The sequence below is a fragment of the Microcoleus sp. S28C3 genome (assembly GCF_036700785.1).
Lineage (GTDB): Bacteria > Cyanobacteriota > Cyanobacteriia > Cyanobacteriales > Microcoleaceae > Microcoleus > Microcoleus asticus.
In genome coordinates, this window is the sequence record NZ_JAUBPO010000047.1 from 1 (window position 1) to 20,403 (window position 20,403).

At 46.3% G+C, this 20,403-nt stretch carries 16 protein-coding genes; 11 read left to right on the forward strand and 5 right to left on the reverse strand.

From position 1 onward, the window contains the following. Positions 1-71: 71 nt before the first annotated feature. Positions 72-170 carry a chemotaxis protein CheB gene (locus QUA13_RS15535; protein WP_333199839.1) on the reverse strand — a complete coding sequence of 33 codons (99 nt, stop codon included), beginning with the start codon at positions 168-170 and terminating at the stop codon, positions 72-74. A 284-nt stretch (positions 171-454) separates the two neighbouring features. Here QUA13_RS15535 and QUA13_RS15540 point away from each other — a divergent pair, with 284 nt between their 5' ends. Together QUA13_RS15540 and QUA13_RS15545 are read left to right on the forward strand one after the other, a co-directional pair. Continuing rightward, positions 455-817, forward strand: coding sequence for a hypothetical protein (locus QUA13_RS15540; protein ID WP_172184986.1), 363 nt, complete (start codon positions 455-457; stop codon positions 815-817). Between the two features lie 347 nt (positions 818-1,164). After that, on the forward strand, positions 1,165-2,187 hold the full coding sequence (locus QUA13_RS15545; RefSeq protein ID WP_333199841.1) for a tetratricopeptide repeat protein: 1,023 nt from the start codon (positions 1,165-1,167) through the stop codon (positions 2,185-2,187). 91 nt (positions 2,188-2,278) lie between these two features. Here QUA13_RS15545 and QUA13_RS15550 read toward each other — a convergent pair whose 3' ends face one another. From QUA13_RS15550 to QUA13_RS15560, 3 genes are all read right to left on the reverse strand, one after another. Further along, a complete protein-coding gene (locus tag QUA13_RS15550; RefSeq protein WP_333187860.1) occupies positions 2,279-3,025 on the reverse strand; it encodes a hypothetical protein in 747 nt (248 codons plus the stop codon). Between the two features lie 573 nt (positions 3,026-3,598). Then, positions 3,599-4,321 carry a pyridoxine 5'-phosphate synthase gene (locus QUA13_RS15555; protein WP_333199842.1) on the reverse strand — a complete coding sequence of 241 codons (723 nt, stop codon included), beginning with the start codon at positions 4,319-4,321 and terminating at the stop codon, positions 3,599-3,601. A gap of 62 nt (positions 4,322-4,383) precedes the next feature. Beyond that, entirely contained in the window at positions 4,384-5,169 is a 786-nt protein-coding gene (locus tag QUA13_RS15560) for a nucleotidyltransferase domain-containing protein (RefSeq protein ID WP_333199844.1), read from the reverse strand. A gap of 315 nt (positions 5,170-5,484) precedes the next feature. Between QUA13_RS15560 and QUA13_RS15565 the strand changes: the two genes are divergently transcribed. The 6 genes from QUA13_RS15565 (at position 5,485) to QUA13_RS15590 (ending at position 13,733) form a co-directional block, all read left to right on the forward strand. Then, positions 5,485-6,345 (forward strand): Tab2/Atab2 family RNA-binding protein, encoded by an 861-nt coding sequence (locus QUA13_RS15565; RefSeq protein WP_333199846.1) that lies wholly within the window; start codon positions 5,485-5,487, stop codon positions 6,343-6,345. 261 nt (positions 6,346-6,606) lie between these two features. After that, complete coding sequence (locus QUA13_RS15570; RefSeq protein WP_333199848.1) at positions 6,607-7,902, forward strand: TldD/PmbA family protein; 1,296 nt, start codon at positions 6,607-6,609, stop codon at positions 7,900-7,902. A gap of 142 nt (positions 7,903-8,044) precedes the next feature. Next, positions 8,045-9,001: a GDSL-type esterase/lipase family protein gene (locus QUA13_RS15575; RefSeq protein ID WP_333199850.1), complete on the forward strand. Its 957-nt coding sequence runs from the start codon at positions 8,045-8,047 to the stop codon at positions 8,999-9,001. Between the two features lie 369 nt (positions 9,002-9,370). Then, complete coding sequence (locus QUA13_RS15580; protein WP_333199852.1) at positions 9,371-12,184, forward strand: chloride channel protein; 2,814 nt, start codon at positions 9,371-9,373, stop codon at positions 12,182-12,184. 182 nt (positions 12,185-12,366) lie between these two features. Next, the gene (locus QUA13_RS15585) at positions 12,367-13,488 is read left to right on the forward strand and encodes a glycosyltransferase family 4 protein (RefSeq protein WP_333199854.1); all 1,122 of its coding nucleotides are present in this window, start codon (positions 12,367-12,369) and stop codon (positions 13,486-13,488) included. Positions 13,489-13,499: 11 nt separating this feature from the next. Continuing rightward, positions 13,500-13,733 (forward strand): hypothetical protein, encoded by a 234-nt coding sequence (locus QUA13_RS15590; protein ID WP_333187882.1) that lies wholly within the window; start codon positions 13,500-13,502, stop codon positions 13,731-13,733. A 153-nt stretch (positions 13,734-13,886) separates the two neighbouring features. Here the strand turns inward: QUA13_RS15590 and QUA13_RS15595 are convergent, their stop codons facing one another. Continuing rightward, a complete protein-coding gene (locus tag QUA13_RS15595) occupies positions 13,887-14,822 on the reverse strand; it encodes an exopolyphosphatase (RefSeq protein WP_172185008.1) in 936 nt (311 codons plus the stop codon). Between the two features lie 66 nt (positions 14,823-14,888). Between QUA13_RS15595 and bioF the strand changes: the two genes are divergently transcribed. The 3 genes from bioF (at position 14,889) to QUA13_RS15615 (ending at position 20,399) form a co-directional block, all read left to right on the forward strand. Beyond that, positions 14,889-16,061, forward strand: coding sequence for an 8-amino-7-oxononanoate synthase (gene bioF, locus QUA13_RS15600; RefSeq protein ID WP_333199856.1), 1,173 nt, complete (start codon positions 14,889-14,891; stop codon positions 16,059-16,061). A 281-nt stretch (positions 16,062-16,342) separates the two neighbouring features. Next, complete coding sequence (pirA, locus tag QUA13_RS15605) at positions 16,343-16,492, forward strand: arginine synthesis PII-interacting regulator PirA (RefSeq protein ID WP_172185012.1); 150 nt, start codon at positions 16,343-16,345, stop codon at positions 16,490-16,492. Between the two features lie 976 nt (positions 16,493-17,468). Continuing rightward, positions 17,469-20,399, forward strand: coding sequence for an ATP-binding protein (locus tag QUA13_RS15615; protein ID WP_333199858.1), 2,931 nt, complete (start codon positions 17,469-17,471; stop codon positions 20,397-20,399). Positions 20,400-20,403: the final 4 nt, after the last annotated feature.

Here is a 20,403-nt window from a genome sequence, read left to right on the forward strand (position 1 = left end):
TTCGTAATTCATATTATTAAGCTCATTTTTTCTTTTATTTTACCTAGAACGATCGCACTTTCGCAAGAGGTCTATTGAATAATCGCAATGGCCACACCGAAGTTTGCTGGTAGGCGGGAGAGAATGGCGGCTAGAGCTTTGGGACCACCTGTTGAGGAGCCGATCGCCACTAGGGGAGGAAGTAGGGAGGAAGGTGTAGACCCCTAGGCCTCGGCGGGCAAAAATGCGCTCCTTCGCTGTTGCCAGTAACTCTTCTAGGGCTTGGCATCTCGAATTATTTTAAAAAAATATATTTTCGTATCTGCCTTTAGATACATTTTGGATCTTTCTTTAGGTATACTTTGTTAAAAGAGTTGCGGTAGAGCCTGCGTCAGCTACGCTAGGGCAGAGCCTGGTAGCGGCTACTGTTTTTACTCTGATTAGTGCTTTAAAAACATAAAAGCCAGTGCCAAGCATGAATCATTTAGAACTCGAACAAGAAATTGGGAAGATGGCTAGAGCGATGATGACTCGCAATAGCTTAATTGGTAAAGATTTGATTGCGGATCTGAGAGGGCGGCTGTCTGTTGACAGTGTAGCTGCTTTGATGATTGTCAGTATTGAGCGTTTGATTTGGTATGACTGCGAGTCCGTGATCTGGAGTTTGAGTTATTTGATTCCTGCTGACGTGATGGAAGAAATTCGCCGGATTACTGCGCTGGTTGTTTGCCAGCGGTTGATGGGCAAAGGTTTTGTGCTGGGGAAAGATTTTAGTATTGATGCAACAGGCCAGTTGCTGTTGAATGAGAATGCTAAAACAGCGGTTGTGGTTGCTTGAATTGGGCAAGCAGAGGTTCGATCGCACTATGAGATTTGCAGTTAGACTTTGGGCTGCCTTGGACTCTTTGTGTAACTGCAAACCTAATTCGGGATGCGGTAAATAGTTCCGCGATTCACGCTGATTTGAGATGCGCAGCACCTCTAACAAGCGATGAGTGGGGTTAGCGAAAAAACCATCTTACGAGAGGAAAATATTTAGTTTCGACCGCCAATTGTTGAGTTTGTTACTGGTAGTTTGTACGGGCGATCGCCCTGTATCAAATATTTCAGATTTTTAGTGGAATTACCGTTTTATTCCAGCTATGGTTTCAGGTAAAATCATCCCTAAGATAGATACAAAATATTATGAACTTAATTCAAAACTTGGAAGCGGCTTGGTATTACCATCTGGGTTCGCGTCACCTCGAAGCTAACGACGATCGTGCTGCTCTGGCGAACTTTAACAGAGCTGTGAAGTTGCAATCAGATCATTATAAGGCTTGGTTTGGGCGAGGCATGGCTTTGGGGAACCTAGAACGGCACTTAGAGGCGTTACATAGTTTTGATGAGGCCTTGGCGGTGCAGCCGAATGCGAGCTTTGGCTGGCACAACCGGGCTATTGCTTTAGGAAAGTTGGGTCAGCACTTGGAGGCTCTCAACAGTTTTGACAGGGCTCTGGAGTTTAGTCCGTGGGCGGCGAGTATTTGGCACAACCGGGGACTGACGCTGATAGATATGGGGCTTTACAATAAAGCGGTTCTGAGTTTCGATCGCTCTTTAGATTTGCACCCGGAGGCTGCTGGGGCGTGGTACAACCGAGGTAATGCTCTGTTGGAACTCAAGCTTTACTATATGGCGCTCAACAGTTTTGACAGGGCGATCGAGTTTAACCCTGACGACGCGAAGGCTTGGTACAATCGCGGTATAGCTGCCAACTCAATGGGACTTTACAAACAAGCAGTGGCTAGTTTTAGTCGATCGCTCGATCTGAAACCGGGCCGAGCCGAAGCTGTGGGCGAACGGAGAGTGGCTTTGGGGAAATTAGTAGGTTTAAATCAGACAAATGCCAAGTTCACTCCCACATCTGAGTGTCCCTTTGAAGATTATTTAATTTGGTATAACCGGGGTGTAGAATTGGCGCGAAAAGGCGACTACTCGGAGGCGATTGCTTGCTACGAAATTGCTTTAGAAATAAATCCTGATTTTGCTAATGCTTTTTACAATAAAGCTTGCTGTTATGCGCTACTGGGATTTGCTGATTTGGCTCTTGACAATTTGCAGCGGGCTGTGGAGTTTATCCCTAATTTATACCGAGAACTAGCTTTAGCTGACTCGGATTTAAGCTGCATTTGGAAACAAGAACGTTTTGAAGCGCTGATCCAAGGTTGATTTTGTGCAAAAAACAGCTCGCCGATCGGGCGAGCTGTGGTAATTGGGCGGCGCAAGTTCGATCGCGCGACAGTATTTTTGCCATCTTTAGCTATCGCACATAAACTTTGATGGAGGGCTTGACCGGCCTTTTGGCAACTACCATCACCCGGTAGATGCCGGATTCGGGGAGTTGAGCAAAAGTTTGACCTTCGCCTTGATCTAGGAGTTGTCCCGACGGAGATTCGATCGCCAGATCTAGATTTTTGTTGCTAGCAGTTACCCTGATTGTCTGTCCCTGCTTGCCTTGAACCGTGATGGGCTGGATTTGGTAGCCGGACATTTTGAGTTTGATTGTGGCTTCTTTTTCCCTGAATGCTATGGGCATTGCGCGATCGGGCCTATAAGTCCACTTGGCGTTAAAGTCGCGTCCGAGTACGAAGCTGCTGGTCTGACCTTTCGGGGTAACTCGCACGCGGTAGATGCCGGACTCTGGTAACTGACCCACCCACTGATTGTCGCTTTTTTCAATAACCCCCATATTTTCACCATTGGGACTGTAAAGTTCGGCTTTCAGTTGTCCCGCCCACAAGGAGAGAGTGAGTTCTCGCCCTTTGACGCCTTCAAAAATATAGGTTGTGGGTTGGTTGATGGTTTCTCGAATTTCCGAGGTTGACATTCGCTCGATCGGTTCGATGTTGGGAACTGCGGCAGATGTAGCGGTTTTATTAACGGTTTCTGTAATTTCCGAGGCAGCCATCAGCTCGCTCGGTGCAATTTTTGGAGCTACTGGGCTGGCAAATACAGATTTGGCCGCCATCACGAGTAGCATTCCAGTCAGTAAAATTAGTTTTTTCATGTCGCACTTCCGATTGGTAATGAGTTGTATATGGTTACTTGTGTTTGCCTGTTTTCACCGGATTAAATCTGGCGATCGCACAGAGGCTACAGCAGTATGGAGAATACAGGTAAATATCCCGTACTTGCACAAAACCTGCTGGTAGCAGATTGGCAGTGCTGGAGCTAAGTAGTAGCCTCAGTTTTTCGAGACATTTCAATGATACTCCCTACACATAATATCATTAGAGAATATTAGTAATTTGGTCGAGGAAAATTCAAGCTGTTTCGGAGGATCTTGCTTCAAAAATGCCCCCACCCAAAAAACGCGGTGTTTTGGCTGTGGGAGGAGCGTTGCTACTAGAAAAAGCTAGCCCCCGCAGGGGGTGACGGCCCCTACTGCTACCTATTTTTGGACGATCGACTAATTCTGTATGGCGATAGACACCGCACCTTACCATATTCGTAGCGTGTTAAACAACTTTTTGCGTAAGTTTTGATCCTGTATGCTTGTCGGGGCGGATTTCGTGAGTCTCTCTGATACAAATGAGTTTACCGCGGTAAAATCCGCCCTTCCCCACGAGGTTAATTTGTACTACGAACCTGCCAGGATTTTTAGGTAAGCTTGTACTGTGTTGGACAAGCCCATTTCTAGCGCTTCTGCAATTAAAGCATGACCTATCGATACTTCTAGTATATCAGGAATAGAGCAAAATTTAGCTAAGTTTTGCAAATTTAAATCATGTCCGGCATTCACTCCCAAGCCTGCTGATTGAGCGGCTTGAGCTGCTAAGACATATTGTTGAAAAACAGATTCTACTCTACCTTCGCGAAAAGCAGTTGCATAGGGTTCCGTGTACAGTTCTACTCTGTCTGCTCCAACTTCTTTTGCTAGCGGCATGAGAGCAGCATCTGCGTCCATAAACAAGCTGACTCTGATGCCGTTGTTTTTTAATTTTTGAATGATTGGTAAGAGCCGATCGCGATTTTCGGGAATATTCCAACCGCTATCCGATGTTAGCACGTCGGGAGCGTCCGGCACTAAGGTACACTGAGCCGGTTTTACGTCGCAAACTATATCCATAAATGGCGGCTGAAACGGATTTCCTTCGATGTTGAACTCGACAGTTAGCATTTTGGCTAATTCGTAAACATCGGCAGCTTTGATGTGCCTTTCGTCGGGGCGGGGATGGACTGTAACGCCGTGAGCTCCGGCAGCAATTACTGTTTTTGCGGCTTCCGTAACGCTGGGGATACCGATGTTTCGAGAGTTTCTGAGAAGGGCGATTCTGTTGATGTTAACGCTGAGTTTTGTCACGGGATGTTAATCTTTAAGGTTGATGCTACTATATTAATCGTTTTTGGTACAAAACCTTGATCCTATTGCGGTAGTCTTAGGGTATTATCAAAGTAAAAATTAGCTTCTGCAAGCGGTAAGCTTTCTGCAAAAAAAGCCTCAGCTATTTGCTGTTTGGCAGCTAAATCTTCAAGGCTGGCGATGCAGAAAAGCGGTGCGGTGCGATCGACTATTTCGGGCGGAAAGTCTCGGCTAAAATATTTTAGTTCAAAGTCGTATCTCTGAGGACGGTAAATCATGCCCAGCAGTTCGACTAATGGTAGAAGCGTCCAGTTGTGATAGTTGCCGATCGCATCTACTAAATGTCCGCGATAAATCTCTTTTTTTACCAGAGGTTGCAGCAAATCGAAACGGATTTTAATTTCGTTGAATCTCAACTGCATTGTAGATAAATGTTTGCTTCGATCCAAAGGAGGCGGTACAATTAAATTAGCTTTGTCAAAGGCGATCGGCACTTTTCCGTGTCTCTCTATTTCCAGAAAATCGTTGCTGCTGCTGCGCCGGAAAACAGCAAAATCAATTAGCAAAAAGGGTGGAGTTTCTTTGAGCCGCCAGAAACACTGCGACTGACCGTGCCAAGCGGGTTCGGAAACTCGATATTTGAGTTCGATTTCGCCAATTTCTGCGAGGGCTTTTTCAACAATCTCAAATGTTTCTTCCACGCAGTTATCTTCAACCACAACCGCAATATCGAGGTCAGACCACTCGTCGGTGTATCCGTGGGCTGCTGAACCTCCTTGCCATAAAGCGAGAACAAAATCTAAAGGTTGTAAGGTTGAAACAATCTTTTCGAGAATGATTTGTCTCATGGAATCAAGCTATACAGTTGGTTTTCCCTGGCTTGCACAAGTTTAACAAACGATCGCAGGTTGAGATTGCTCCGCGACAGTTCTCCCAAGAGTTGCTAATGCGTCCGGTTGTGCGCTGCTGCCAAAAATTACACGGGAAGCTGCAAGGGAAAGTGGCAATCTTTGGGAAAGTGCGATCGCCCTAGAGTTGACAGAGGCATAATTAGTTGGGTTAATGCGATCCCCAGCGATTGAAAATCAATGTTGAATTCTCAAAATCAGAAACCTGCCCGCTGTCCGGTAACATGAGAAAGGATTAATTTTTAACAGCGCGGCATGGCTACTATTTGGGAACTCGACTTTTACAGCCGTCCAATCATAGACGAGCGAGAGAAAAAAAAATGGGAAGTGTTGATCTGCGAAAGCCCGCTGAATGTAGGCGACAAGGCCGAATCTCTGTTTCGCTACTCGCAATTCTGCTCCAGTTCAACCGTGAATTCCCTGTGGCTGGCGGATGCAATTAAAGATGCGATCGCCGCAGCACCGAAACCACCCGAAAAAATCCGCTTTTTCCGCCGCCAAATGGCGAACATGATTACTAAAGCCTGCGAGGAGTTGGACATTCCCGCCGCCTGCAGCCGCCGCACCCTCGCCCTCAGCCTGTGGCTGGAAGAACGGATGCAAGACGTTTATCCCGCCGAACCGGGCTATCAACCGGTTGTGAACCCGAGCGTTCAATTTGTACCCGAAACGCCAGTTGCGCTGCCGGATGCTTTAATCGGCGAAAAATGGGCGTTTGTGAGTTTGCCGATCGCAGCTTTTGACGAAATGTCCGACTGGGATATCGGATTTGGCGAAGCTTTCGGACTGCCGATGACACGCCTGGGCCCGGAAACGCAAATTCCGGGACTTATTATCTACTCGTCGAGAGCAGCAGCCCTGGCAGGTTGGATGTCGGGTTTGGAGTTGGCTTTTCTCAAATTTGACAGCGGCCCCCCCGCTAGGCTGGTATTAGATACGGGAGCTAACGATCGCTGGATTTTAGCTAATCTCAGAGACGCAGCAACTGAGAGAGAAGCGAAAGGATTTGAAGCCGCTAAAAAGCAAGCAAAAAAAGTACATTTTTTAGCAATTCAGTCGAAGCCGGAATCGGAATCTTTTGCAGGGTTTTGGCTGCTGCACGAACTAACTATTTAGTCATTAGTCATTAGTCAACAGTCATCAGTCAGCAGTTAATCTACAGTTATTTAGAAAGAGAGTTAACAGCTATATTGACTAATAACTAATGACTAATGACTGTAAAATCTTGTTCTCGCCCATTCCACCAGTTCCCCAAAAGAATCTAAATGTAGGCTCGTGCTCCCAACCCATACCCAGTAAGTCATTGCCAATTCTTTAATCGAAAATCGAAAATCGAAAATCGAAAATCGAATCGCCCATTACCAACCACAGACAACAATGACCAATGACCAATCAGCAGAACAACTGCTAGAATTAGCCACCAAAGCAGGTGCAGAAGCTGCTGAGGTATTGGAATCGCAATCGCTCTCGCGGCCGGTCTTTTTTGAAGCAAACCGCCTCAAACAGCTAGAAACCGCCCAAGCAGAAGGCATTGCCCTGCGGCTGTGGCGGGACGGGCGGCCGGGTTTGGCGGTGGCCTACGGGCCCGTGGAACCGCAAATTTTGGTGGACAGGGCGATCGCGCTTTCGCAACTCAACGAACCGGAAACCATCGAACTCGGCACCGGTGAGAAAGTTGTTTATCCCGATCGCGGAGTGTCGGTGCCGGCCGAACAGCTAGTAAACTGGGGAAAAGAGGCGATCGCGATCGTCCGCGAAGCCTATCCCGAAAGCCTCTGCACCGCCGAACTAGACTGCGAAATCGAAAGCACCCGCTTGCTGAACACCAGAGGCTTGGATTCCAGTCACACCGACACCACTCTCAGCGGTTACTTGTCAGCAGAATTAGTGCGGGGAGAAGATTTCCTCAACATTTGGGAAGGCGAAACCGAACGCGGTACCCTCGACTTAAACACCAGCGCCAAGAGGGTTTTGCAGCGTTTAGAATGGGCCAAAGATAATGTTGCTCCCGCCACGGGCCGCGTGCCGGTGCTGTTTACAGCCAAAGCAGCCGATTTACTGTGGGGGACTGTCTGTGCGGCGTTGAACGGCAAACAGGTACTCGAGGGCGCTTCGCCTTGGAACGATCGATTAGGCCAACAAGTAACATCGCCTCTTGTCACCCTCTCGCAGCAGCCGGATACCGGGCCCTATAGCTGTCCTTTTGATGACGAAGGTACTCCCACTCGGGCGATCGTCTTTATTAACAAAGGAGTGTTGCAGTTATTTTATACCGATCGCACCACCGGTCGAGCCTTGGGTAGCGGCACCACCGGCAACGGATTTCGCCCGGGTTTGGGCAGCTATCCCACGCCGAGTTTGTTCAATGTTTTGATTAAACCAGGTTCGCTTTCGCTAATCGATTTAATCGCTCAATTAGACGACGGAATTGTAGTCGATCAAATGCTTGGTGGCAGTGCCGGAATTTCCGGCGATTTTTCGATTAACGTCGATCTCGGCTACCGAGTCAAAAAAGGTCAAATAGTCGGCAGAATCAAAGACACAATGGTAGCCGGCAACGTCTACAGCGTTCTCAAACAATTGGTAGAATTGGGAGGAGACTCCGAGTGGAACGGTTCTTGCCACACACCGTCTCTAATTGTAGAGGGATTGTCCGTCATCGGCAAAAATTAAAGTCAGTTGGCAGTTGGCAGTTGGCAGTTGGCAGTTGTTAGTTGTTAGTAGTCATCAATCATCAGTTAACAGTCAACAGTCAACAGTCACCAATTCCCAATTCCCAATTTTCAATTCCCAATTCCTAATCCCCACACATACTATGCGTATTTGTTTTATCGGCGATTCTTTTGTAAACGGTACTTGCGATCCCAAATGTCTCGGTTGGACAGGACGGATTTGCGCGGCTGCTTGCGGACAAGGACACGATATTACCTACTACAATTTAGGAATCAGGGGAGAAACCAGTGCCGATATAGAAACTCGCTGGTTCAGCGAAGTTTCTTGCCGCTTACCTCACTACGGCGACGGCAGAATAGTATTTTCCTTTGGCGTCAACGACACTTACCTAGAAAATGAAAAAATTCGCATTGAAATTGAGAAATCAATTGAAAATGCGCGATATATTCTCAAGTCTGCCCAAGAAAGAGTCCCTGTTTTAATGGTAGGGCCACCGCCAGTTATCGATGCCGATCGCACAAGCCGGATTGCCAACTTATCGGAACAATTTGCTCAAGTTTGCAGCGAGTTAAACGTGCCTTATCTAGATGTTTGCACCCCCCTGCAACAATCGGAAATTTGGCAAAAAGAACTTACCGAAAACGATGGAGCCCATCCCCGCGCGGCCGGTTACGCTGAATTGGCTAAAATAGTTCACAATTGGGACGGTTGGAAAGCTTGGTTTAAAAATATCAATATATCAGATCGAGAGACAGTAATGCTGTTCCGAGCCGTCGGCAAAAAAGAAATGGAACTGATTAAAGAAAGCGATTTTCTGGCATTCCCGCCGCGCTTATCCTTTCAGCCTACTTTTTATCCGGTACTTCACAAAGCCTATGCCATACAAATCGCGCGAGATTGGAATACAAGAGATGCAGCATCGGGATATTTCGGCTATGTCACCCGCTTTCGGGTTGCGGCAGAATTCTTAAAAAGATATCCCGTTCAAAATGTGGGTAGTTCAATACAAGAAGAGTATTGGATTCCGGCAGAAGAATTGGTCGAATTTAATCGCAACATTGTCGGAAAAATTGAGATTTTTGCTGAATATCAACCGTAGAATAGAAGCAATGACAGAGGTTAAATTTTAATCAATTTGAATTTGTAAGTTTTGACTGCTACGACCCTCTCATAGATTGGGAAAGCGGAATACTACCAGCCTTGAGACAATTGCTGTCAAGTCGCGAGATAGATTTGGGTAAATCGCAGACACGAGAAAACTGGATTTGGGGCGACACTGCCGGCCTGCGGCTAGCCTGATTTAGAAGTGCCGGATTTGAAAACACTGGTGGAGGCTATAGGGTAAAAAAATCGCAGATTGATATCAAATCCGGTAGCATCGGAATTACAGCAGATTTCAGGTAAGTATCGAAGGATTTTTTGCTAAAGTTTGATCGAGCAGACAATTCTCAGGTAATCAACGCTATTTATGCCGTATATTACTATCCCTAAACAATTTAGGGAACCTTCCAGGGTCATCGCATCTCAACTTTTTTTACGGCCGAAACGCCTCGCTATTTTTGAAGCTTGTCTGATCGGTTTAATTTCAGGACTGGCTGGCGTTTTGCTCAAATCAGGAGTTGGATGGCTCGGCAGTTGGCGAGTTGCTACCTCGACAGTAATTCCAGCTTGGATATTACTGCCCAGCGTCGGTTTATGCGGCGGGTTGCTAACAGGTTTCTTGGTTGAGCGTTTTGCTCCCGAAACTGCCGGCAGCGGCATTCCTCACGTCAAAGCTGCTCTCGGCGGAGTCAATCTTTCCTTAGATTTGCGAGTAGCTGTCGCCAAACTTCTGACCACTATTTTAGCAGTTGGTTCCGGTTTAACTTTAGGCAGGCAAGGCCCAACTGTGCAAATAGGAGCATCTTTGGCCGGCTGGATAGGTCACTTGATGCCTACTTCCCCAGACTACCGCCGACAATTGATTGCTTGCGGTGCTGCTGCGGGATTGGCTGCTGGTTTCAATACTCCGATTGCAGGAGTTTTGTTTGTAGTTGAAGAACTGCTGCACGACGTTTCGGGATTGACTTTAGGGACTGCAATTATCGCTTCATTTATCGGTGCAGTTGTCTCGCAGCTTTTGGGCGGCGATAGTTTAAGTTTGAACCTTCGCGAGTACCAAAGCAGTTTTGAGGCTCAGGAAATTCCGTTTTACATACTGTTAGGAGTTTTAGCGGGATTGCTGGGAGCTTTGTTCACCAAAGGGATTGTTGCTAGCTTGCAATTTAACAGGCGATCGCTCAAATTAGCTTTGCCCGCGCGAGTGGCTCTAGCTGGCATAATCTGCGGTTCAGTAATAGCTTTTCTCCCAGAAGGTTTCCGCAACAATACGGGTTTGCGGGAGTTTTTGCTGACCGGTGAAGCAAGCGGCATAACGAGTTTAATTGCTTTTGTAGCTCACTTTTTTCTAACAATTATTTCCGCTGCTTCTGGAGCTCCGGGAGGATTGTTCTCCCCTTCCCTAGTTATGGGTTCTGCACTCGGTCACATGGTGGGCATTGTGCAGGCAGATATCCTGGGTATCGGTTTGCCGGTAACTTATGCTTTGGCGGGAATGGGAGCGTTTTTTTGCGCGGTTACTAGAGCGCCGATTACTGCGGTAGTAATTGTGTTTGAAATTACGGCGGATTTCAAATTAGTGCTGCCTTTGATGATCTGTTCTGTAGTTGCTTATTTAATGGCAGAAAAGGTAGAGAGCGGCTCGCTGTACAATCACCTTTTGGAGTTTAACGGCATTGAACTGACAAAGGCACAAGCTGCCAGCAATACTTTAAGCGACTTGTACGCAGAGGACGTGATGCAGCGCCGAGTTGAAACTCTTTCGAGTCTGCTGACTTTCGATGAAGTGATGCAGGCATTTTCGCGATCGCACCACCGAGGATTTCCAGTAGTTGAAGATGGCAAATTAGTCGGAATTGTCAGTCAAACCGATTTGGCAAATGCCAGCGAGCGCAATTTTTCCGGAGACTCGCTGCTCAAAGAATTTATGACTTTACACCCGATCGCAGTCAAAGCAAAAGATACTTTAAGCGAGGTATTGTACAGGCTCAACAACTACAATATCAGCCGCTTGCCAGTCATAGAAGGCCGCCGTTTGGTGGGAATTATTACCCGCAGCGACATTATCCGAGTGGAATCCGATCGCCTCAGCGGAGAAACAACTCAAGGCCCGCATCCAGAACCTTCCTATGTTGTCTATCAAACCAGGGCTCCGCAAGTCGGAAACGGCCGCTTATTAGTGCCGCTTTCCAACCCCCAAACAGCACCCGCTTTGCTGCGGCTGGCCGCGGCGATTGCGCGCGATCGCAATTACGAATTAGAATGCCTGCAAATCATCTTAGTACCGCGCAACAGTTCCCCCTCAGAAAGCGCCGTGCGGACAACCAAAAGCCGCCGCCTGCTGCAACAAGCCGAGCGAATTGTTCGCAATTGGAACTTGCCAGTCCACACCCAAATACGGGTAGCTCACGACGTGCCTAACGCGATTTTGGAGACAATTAGGGAGCGGCATATCGATTTAATTTTGATGGGCTGGCAAGGCGAATTTTCCACAAAAGGACGCATTTTTGGTGATGTTGTGGATACCGTAATTCGGCAAGCCGGCTGCGAGGTTATTTTGGTTAAATGGAGCGAAAAAATATTAGCAACCCGCAAGAAAAATGAGTTTTCCTCCTCTTTTAACGGGCGGAAATATGCGTCTATAGAATGGGAGTTAAAGCCCGAAGGAATTGACGGCGCAGATAATCCCGCATTGGCGATCGGCTCAGATTCATCAGCGACTCCAGAGACTGAACTTCCCCCGCCGAATTCAGACATTCCAGCGCCAGAATTGGGACTGCACACGCTGATGGGTTTGCAGCGCTGGTTGGTGCCTATTCGCGGCGGTTACAAGCAAGCTGCGGCTTTGCGGCTGCTACCTGCTTTGGTGGCTGCGAGTGCTGTACCGGAGATTAAATTGTGTCAGGTTCACCAGCCTTCTGTTGCACAACCCGATCGCCGCGAATTAAAGCAAGCGGCGGAGTTTATCCAGCGCAGGGTTAGCTGTTCGATAATAGCGACTTCGGTTTGCGCTACATCGGTTTCTGATGCTTTAATTGATTTGGCTCAGAACGATCAGTGCGATGCGATCGTTCTGGGAGCGAGCCGCGAAGGGCTGCTGAAGCAGGTGATTCAGGGGAACATCCCGGAAGCTGTGGCGCGCGGGTGCGACTGTACAGTCATTTTAGTGCGATCGGCCAATTAGCCCTTAGTTAGTTGTTATTTGTTATTTATTAGTTGTTATTTGTTGGTATTTTAGCCTTCCAGTCTTGTTCCCAGGCTCTGCCTGGAAATACATACCCGGAGGCTCTGCCTCCAATAATCAATAATCAATAACCAATAATTAATAACTAATAATTAATAACTAATAATTAATAACTAATAAATATGGTTCACTTTAACGTCGGCTTTCAACACTTTAACTCCTTCGCCGACATTACACTATCCCTGGCGAAAACTTTAGACCAGATGGGAATTCCTATTTCTGTCGAACCCTCGACAATCGCCTCTCACCTCACCCGCAATTCCACAACAGAAGAAAACCACCTGTTACAGAAGTGGATGAACACCGCACCCTCAGATTTATTTCAGATAAAATGGTCTCATTACTGGAAACCTTATTTTTTAAAAGAACTCAAGGGACATCTCAACTTAGAACTTTTTGCTATCAATTACGAATTCGCCAAAAACACTGATGATTATGATTACTGGATTTACGATGCTGTCAATAACTTATCCCACAAACTAGCCGTCAGCCAATATTCTAAAAACGTCTTAATAAAAGCTGGATGTCCGGCGAAAAACGTATCAGTCATGCCTCTAGGTTTCAATCCTTTAATCTCGCAACTCTATTTTCCCAAACCGCAAAAAAACCAAAAAGATGTAAAATATATTCTGCACATGACCAATTCTTTTGATTTGTATAGATTTGGCACGGATGTCGCCATTCAAGCTTTTTATGAAGAGTTTCAAGACAATTCCAACGTAGAGTTAATTATCAAAGATGGCGGCAAAAATCCAGAGGTTATAGTGGAACATCTCGTCAATATCCAAAAGCGCCTCGGCAAGTTAAAGCCAAAAATTGTGATAATGCCTAAATTTTATAATAAAGCAGAACTAGCTGATTTATACTTGTCAGCCGATGCTTTTTTAGCTCCGTTTCGCGGCGAGGGTTTTGCGATTAAAATTTTGGATGCCTTTGCAGCAGGTTTGCCAGTCGCTATGACTATGTACGGAGGCCCGACTGAGTACGCCAATGCTGATAACTGCTATCCCATTGCTTACGATCTCATGCCTGTCGGAAAGTGTTACGATACTGAGTATCTAAAAATTAGAAATGCTCCTCATTGGGCAGAACCAAATGTTCAGTCTGTTCGGGAACAGTTGCGAAAACTTGTTGAAGACCCAATGCGTTTTCAGGTAGCTCAAAAAGCTAAAGAGACGGCGGATTTATTTAATTGGGAAGCTGCGGCTCAAAAATTGCTAAGATTAATGCGAGAATTGTTTTAGGAGCCGAAATTATGGGACTCGAACGTAAAATGTTTAGGGGAATGTTTTCACCGGGGGAAGTGGTACGATTGAAACAGCCTTGTTTTACTCCCGGGCGATTGTTTGAGGCAGGAAAATATAACGCTGATGAGTTGCCGGATATCGCTTTTGATATGGGTTTGGTAGACCATTTGCCGCCAGTCAAAGGCAAGAGTTCAGAAAATCTCAATGCCCCGAACCCGCCATCTCAAAACCTTGAGGACTAAACTCCCGTTTGCAGTAAGGACTTTAGTCCTGGAAATTCCCGTTTGTAGTAAGGACTTCAGTTCTGAAAATCCCTGTTTGTAGTAAGAACTTTAGCCCTGAAAAATAAAATCATCAAAGACTCAAGTCCTGACTGCAAAAAAGATAAAGCCAATTTAACCATTTTGCTCTATCTGGGCAATTAACTCTTTCAAAACTTTACTAGCTTTATCATTCTCAATCTGACAAGTTCCGGCATTGTGGTGCCCGCCGCCCCCATATCTTAACATTAACTCCCCAATATTTGTTTTAGAAGTTTTGTTAAAGATTGACTTGCCAACTGCGAAAACAGTATTTTGTTGTTTCAGTCCCCACAGTGCGTGAATCGATATATTGCACTCGGGGAACAAAGCGTAAATGACAAAACGATTTCCCGCATAAATCACATCTTCGTTGCGCAAATCCAAAACAACTAAATTATTATAAACTTTGGCACAGCGCTGTATTTGCTCTTTAAATTTTTCTTCTTGATCGAAGTAGAGGTCTACTCTTTCTTTCACATCAGGAAGCTGCAAGATTTGATCGATGGTATGATTTTTGCAGTAATCGATTAACTGCATCATTAACTGATAATTGGAAACCGTAAATTCTTTAAACCTTCCCAATCCGGTTCGGGCGTCCATTATGAAGTTTAACAGCACCCATTCTTGTGGATGCAGAACCTCTTCTTTGGCAAATTGAGCGGAATCTGATTTATCAACTGCCTGCATCATCGCGTCGGAAATATCAGGAAACTTTGCTTTGCCTCCATAATATTTGTACAGAACCCTAGCTGCGGAAGCTGCATAGGGGTCGATGATGTGGTTGATTTTGATTTTCTCGTGTCTGAGAGTTTCGCTGAAATGGTGATCGAATGCTAGATGAATTCCCTCAACATAGGGTAAATTGGTGCTAATATCGTTATTTGTTATTTCGATTTTTCCATCCTGCATATCTTTAGGATGCACGAATTTAATCTCGTCGATCATATCGAGTTCTTTGAGCAAAACGGCACAGACAAGACCGTCAAAATCGCTGCGGGTGACTAATCTGTATTTTTTAGTGAGTGGCATATGCTTGTGTGATAGGCAGGGACTGACTATAAGACAATATAACTTATTACCCGATCGCTTTCCAAAATGAACGCTGACCCTTACGCTTGGATAGAGAAGTCTCTCGACACTATTCGCCGCGCCCATTGGTATCGATCGCCACAATCGATCGAGAGTTCCCCCGGGCCTGTGGTAGAATTAGCAGGCCGTCGGCTGATTAACTTTGCCAGCAACGATTATCTGGGACTTGCCGGCGATGACAGGTTAATTCAAGCGGCTATAGCTGCAACTAAGGAATTTGGTACGGGCGCGACGGGTTCGAGGTTGCTAAGCGGACACCGCGATTTGCACCGAGAGTTAGAACTGGCTATTGCTAATTTAAAACAAACTGAAGATGCTTTAGTCTTCAGTTCCGGATATTTGGCGAATTTAGGGGCGATCGTATCCGTTGTCGGCAAGCGCGATTTAATATTATCTGACAAGTACAACCATTCGAGCCTGAAAAACGGAGCCGCACTCAGCGGTGCAACTGCCCTAGAGTACAGTCACTGCAATCTTGAGGATTTAACGGCCAAGTTAGAGCAAAATCGGGCGAGATACCGCAAGTGTTTAATTATTACCGATAGCGTATTTAGTATGGATGGGGACTTGTGTCCGCTGCCGCAGTTGTTAGCTTTGGCCGGAAAATTTAACTGCATGGTATTAGTAGATGAAGCTCACGCTACAGGAGTTTTCGGTGCTAGCGGTGCCGGTTGTGCAGAACATTTCGGGTGTACGGGAACACCGCTGATGCAAGTGGGGACACTCAGCAAAGCTTTGGGAAGTCTGGGCGGCTACGTTGCGGGCTCTGCTGCTTTAATTGATTTTCTGCGTAATCGAGCTGCGAGTTGGATTTATACTACGGCATTGACGCCTGCTGACGCGGCGGCTGCTTTGGAAGCTGTAAGAATTGTACAGCAAGAACCAGAACGCCGAGTTCGGTTGCGACAAAATATCGAAACCTTCAAATATTGCGCGATTACCAATCACCAATTACCAATTACCAATTCCCTCTCCCCAATTTTCAGTCTTCCGTTAAAAGATGCAGCCGCAGCTTTAATAGCGGGCAGCAAGCTCAAGGAAATGGGTATTTTTGCTGCGGCGATTCGGCCTCCGACTGTCAGCGTCAGCCGAATTCGGATTTCGCTGATGGCAACTCACGAGCTCGCACACCTTCAGCAGTTGGTAGAGGCGCTGGAGCAAGTTTTGAGTTTTGACTAAATGTTGGGTGCGCATTGCGTCGCTTACCCTTTGAGTAAATGTTGGGTGATGGGGAGTATTTCTACTTCTGCCTTTTGCAGCTCTAGCCTTCTGCTGCTCTAGGCTTTTGCCTTCTTTGGGATTGTCAAGATATCGCTATTGACTTCTGGTCAATATTGTACAGTAGTTTGGTCTATCGGTCAACAACTGTAAATTTTTTGTAAATTTAGATACTTTTTGAAATTTAGCGCTATATTAGAGAAGTAGCAGGTACACCAAATTTAACATAAGGAACGTCCACCATGAACACAAATCGTCAAAACGTAAAAAAAGTCGCAGAAACCCACCGCGCTAACATTCACAAGCAACTGATGCACCGCATAGAAGTAGCAAGATCCAGTGGAAACCAAGATTTGGTTCGGGTGCTTGAAGAGGAAATGAGACAGCTTTAAAGAAGCTGCAACTAGAATTTGCCCGTAGTTTGGTTTAGAGGGTTGTGCGAGAAATGCAGAATTCCGGCAACCGCTACCTGTGAACTTTTGACTCCTCTGTTAGTTGGTAGAAAAAACCCCGGTTTCTTCAAGAAACCGGGGTTTTTTATTGAGAAGGAAGAATAAACAAGGAAGAGGGAACAGTCCTGGACGCCTAAACTTTATCTGTAGGGTGCGCTTCTGTCCACAGAGACTCTAGAAATAGCGCAGTGAACCATTTTTTGCGTAAGTTATGAAGTCAAAAGAAATAGGGAAGAAGGAAGAACAGGACTTACGCTGCATTCCTTCTATTTTTACACTATCTGTAGTAGTAAAGTGCGCCGAAGCGCACCCTACTAATAACTACAGGACTACGCAACTGGTTAAGGTGAGGGCGCGAGCACGCCCTCACCTTAACCGATCCGGGGCACTGACAAGTTGACAGTCGCGACTAACGACCAAACTCAAGCCAGCACGAAGGACGTACAAAAACTGTGTGCTATTCGTTGGAAAATTGAGCAATTTCCTAGGGGAATTAAGCAACTAATCGGCAGAGAGTATTGCCAGTGCCGTCAAGCTATAATTCCAATAAATCATATTGCTTACCATGAACTTGTGTGGGTTTGGCGCTCAAAAGTTTAGCCGATAAAATTCGTCAAACAATATATCAAATTAAACACGGGATGCTATCAAATTATTTAATTAATCGACTAAAAATTTCCGATGTTCAGATGTTTATTGTCTAATTTTAGGGTGCCGGTACACGGATCTGTGGCAGTTGCGTAAGTCCTGGTAATATTAAAGATGGATTGAGATAGATGTTCATGGGGTTGACTGGGAAAGGCCGCTTTGCCAAAATTTAAGAGTAGCAAAAATACTTAATACAAAAAAGTTGAACTCTATAAAGCGGAACATCGGGGTGGCGACTGCAAAATCCAAAAAATAATAGGTAAAACTGATGGCGACAGACATCCGACACCAGCCGGAAAACGGCTACCACTCAGATCCAACTCAGCCTTCCCCAAGAGAAAATCTGAATAGGCGATCGCCTATGCGTTTGGAGCGAACCCTCAGTTCCTTAGAAACTTGGGGCTTTGGCCTGACTTCTCATCTCGGTTGGCTGAGCATTGCGCCGACGCTCCAAGGCGCTCTCGGAACTGGGGCGCTTTTAGTCTGGTTGCCTGGAATGCTCGTCGGTATGATGCTGAACTTGCAAATGAAACGCTTAGGCGAGCATTGGCCAAACGTAGCCGGAGGAACGCCGAACTATACCACTCGACTGCTAAAAAACTACCCGGCTATAGGACTTTATGCAGCCCTGGGATATTACATAGGCTGGGCTTGTGGTGGGGCGTTTAACGCCATCCTACTCACAGACACGATCGCCATCAACCTGGAGCCATTGGGGATTACTTTTCCGAAGCGCCTATTGCAAATTGGATTTACAGTGCTACCCCTGATTGTGGCTTGGAGCGGCACTAGGGGGTTGAGCATCCTGCATTTATTTTTCATCATCCCGGCTATTGGATTCTTATTTACTTTTTCCGTTCAAGGGTTGGGCTGGTTAGCCTTCTCTCCAAGCAGTCCGGGCTTTTTTCCCACCACCGTGCCGAGCCTCAGCTTTTTGGACTGGGTAAAATGGTACTTCTTTGCAACGATTATAGTTTATGCCTGTGAAACGGCTGCTTCATTTGTCGCCGATAGTCGCCGTCCTGGGGAAACGCTGCGGTTTTTGAGAATCTCGACGGGTTTTATGCCTCTGACCTTTATGGGTGTTTCCTGGATCGTGATGCGATCGCCCATTACTCCAGAGATCGCCGCCAATCCGTTCTCAAGTCTCATAGTAGCAGCCCGACCTTTCTGGGGCGATTCAGCTCCCCTGCTCGTAACATTCCTAGTCTTCTCCGGCTGGCTGCTTTCTTCGACAACTTACATGTCCATCAGTCCCCGCATTTTGTATCAACTTGCCGTAGACGGAAAAATTTCCCCCGTCTTCGCTGTGGTGTCTCGACGGGGAGTTTTTGGCCCGGCCCTGATGGCTACGCTGTTTGTCAGCCTGTTGTTTCTAATTTGGGGGGACTTAGCTCATATAGTAGTCGTGGCAGGTGTTAGTTACCTGGTCTCGATTATGGCAGTCCATCTAGCACTGTGGCTGCAAAGAAAGCGGCCAGAGGTTCTGTGGCCGTGGTGGTCTCTAGGCTTCTTTATGATAGAGACGGTTGTTTTGGTTTGTGGCGGATTGGCTTGGGGGTGGCAAGATTTCATCCTGGGTCTACTGTGTCCGATCGTCTTGTGGGCAGCGGATGGGGCGATGCGACGCATAAACTTTCCCCCCTTCCATGCGGAGTGGTGGATTAAACTTTACAGGACGCAGAGCAATCGCCTGGTCGCAGATTTTGTAACGTTTCAAGTGGTAATCCTGATTTTACTGGTCTGTAGCGCTGTGGCGATCGGTTGGAGTTCTGGGATCAGATTAAACGCTAACTCTAGTGTTGGTTCTAATCTTTTGCTGGCGCTGCTTTTGTTAGTTGCTTTTGTGGCGGTGGCGATCGCCTGCTGGACGAGTTTACCTCAGGTTGTATCAATGGATGAAGCACGGGAGGGAGCAGAACAACTATTTACCATTGCCCTAGATGCGATCGTAGTGCTGGATGAAAAAGGTGTAATTCGCCAGACTAATCCCGCTGCTGAAAGCGTCTTCGGAATAGATTCTACTAGGCTAATTGGGTCTTACCTCAACAAATTTCTACCTGGATTAGCGGCTCAGCCAGAGCAGTGGCTCAGTCGCAGCGAACAAAATCTCAAGCTGCCCGATGGAGACTCGCGCATCCTGGAAGTTGCCATCTCCGACCGATTCTCTCAAGATGCTTCGACAACCAATCAGGATCTGCAAGAATATGTGGCGATCGTCCGCGATATCACCGATCGCAAGCAAGCCCAAGAAGCACTGCAAAAAGCTAATGAGGAACTAGAAATCAAAGTTGAGGAGCGTACATCTGAACTCACCCATACTGTGGAGCAATTGCAAAATGAGATTGAAGAGCGCCAGCGGATAGAAGTAAATCTCAGAGCTATGCAAAATCAGATTGTTGTCCAAGAAAAATTAGCTTCTCTGGGCAGTTTAACAGCCGGAATTGCCCACGAAATCAGGAACCCTTTAAACTTTGTCAACAATTTCTCAGAACTTTCTGCTGAATTAACCGAAGAACTGTTTGAAGAACTGGAAAATCAAGGAGAACGGTTAGAGCCAAAAACAAATGAATACATTACCGAGCTGTTAACCGATCTCAAAGGAAATCTTAAAAAAATTCATCAACACGGTCAAAGAGCTGACAAAATCGTGGGCAATATGCTGTTGCATTCGAGAGGACAAAGCGGTCATTGGGAAGCCACAGATATCAATAGTTTATTGGCCGAATATATCAATCTAGCTTATCACGGGATGCGAGCTAAAGAAACAGCTTTTAACATTACCATAGAAACCGACTATGACAATGACATTGGCCAAGTAGAGGTCGTGCCACAAGACATAGGTAGGGTGTTTCTTAACATTATTAGCAATGCTTGCTATGCAGCTCATAAAAAGCAACAAGAAATGGGGTCAGGATTTTCACCTATACTTGACGTGAAAACTCGCAATCTGGAAGGTCGGATTGAAATCCGCATTCGCGATAATGGCGCAGGTATAAAGCCAGAGGTACTCGATAAAATTTTCAATCCATTTTTTACGACAAAGCCACCAGCAGAAGGTACTGGTCTAGGTCTTTCTATCAGTCACGATGTTGTCGTCCAGCAACATCGCGGAGAACTAAAAGTAGAAACAGAAGTAGGAAATTACACAGAGTTTATCATCACATTGCCGAAAAAAACAGCAGAAATCAAGGAGTAAAAAA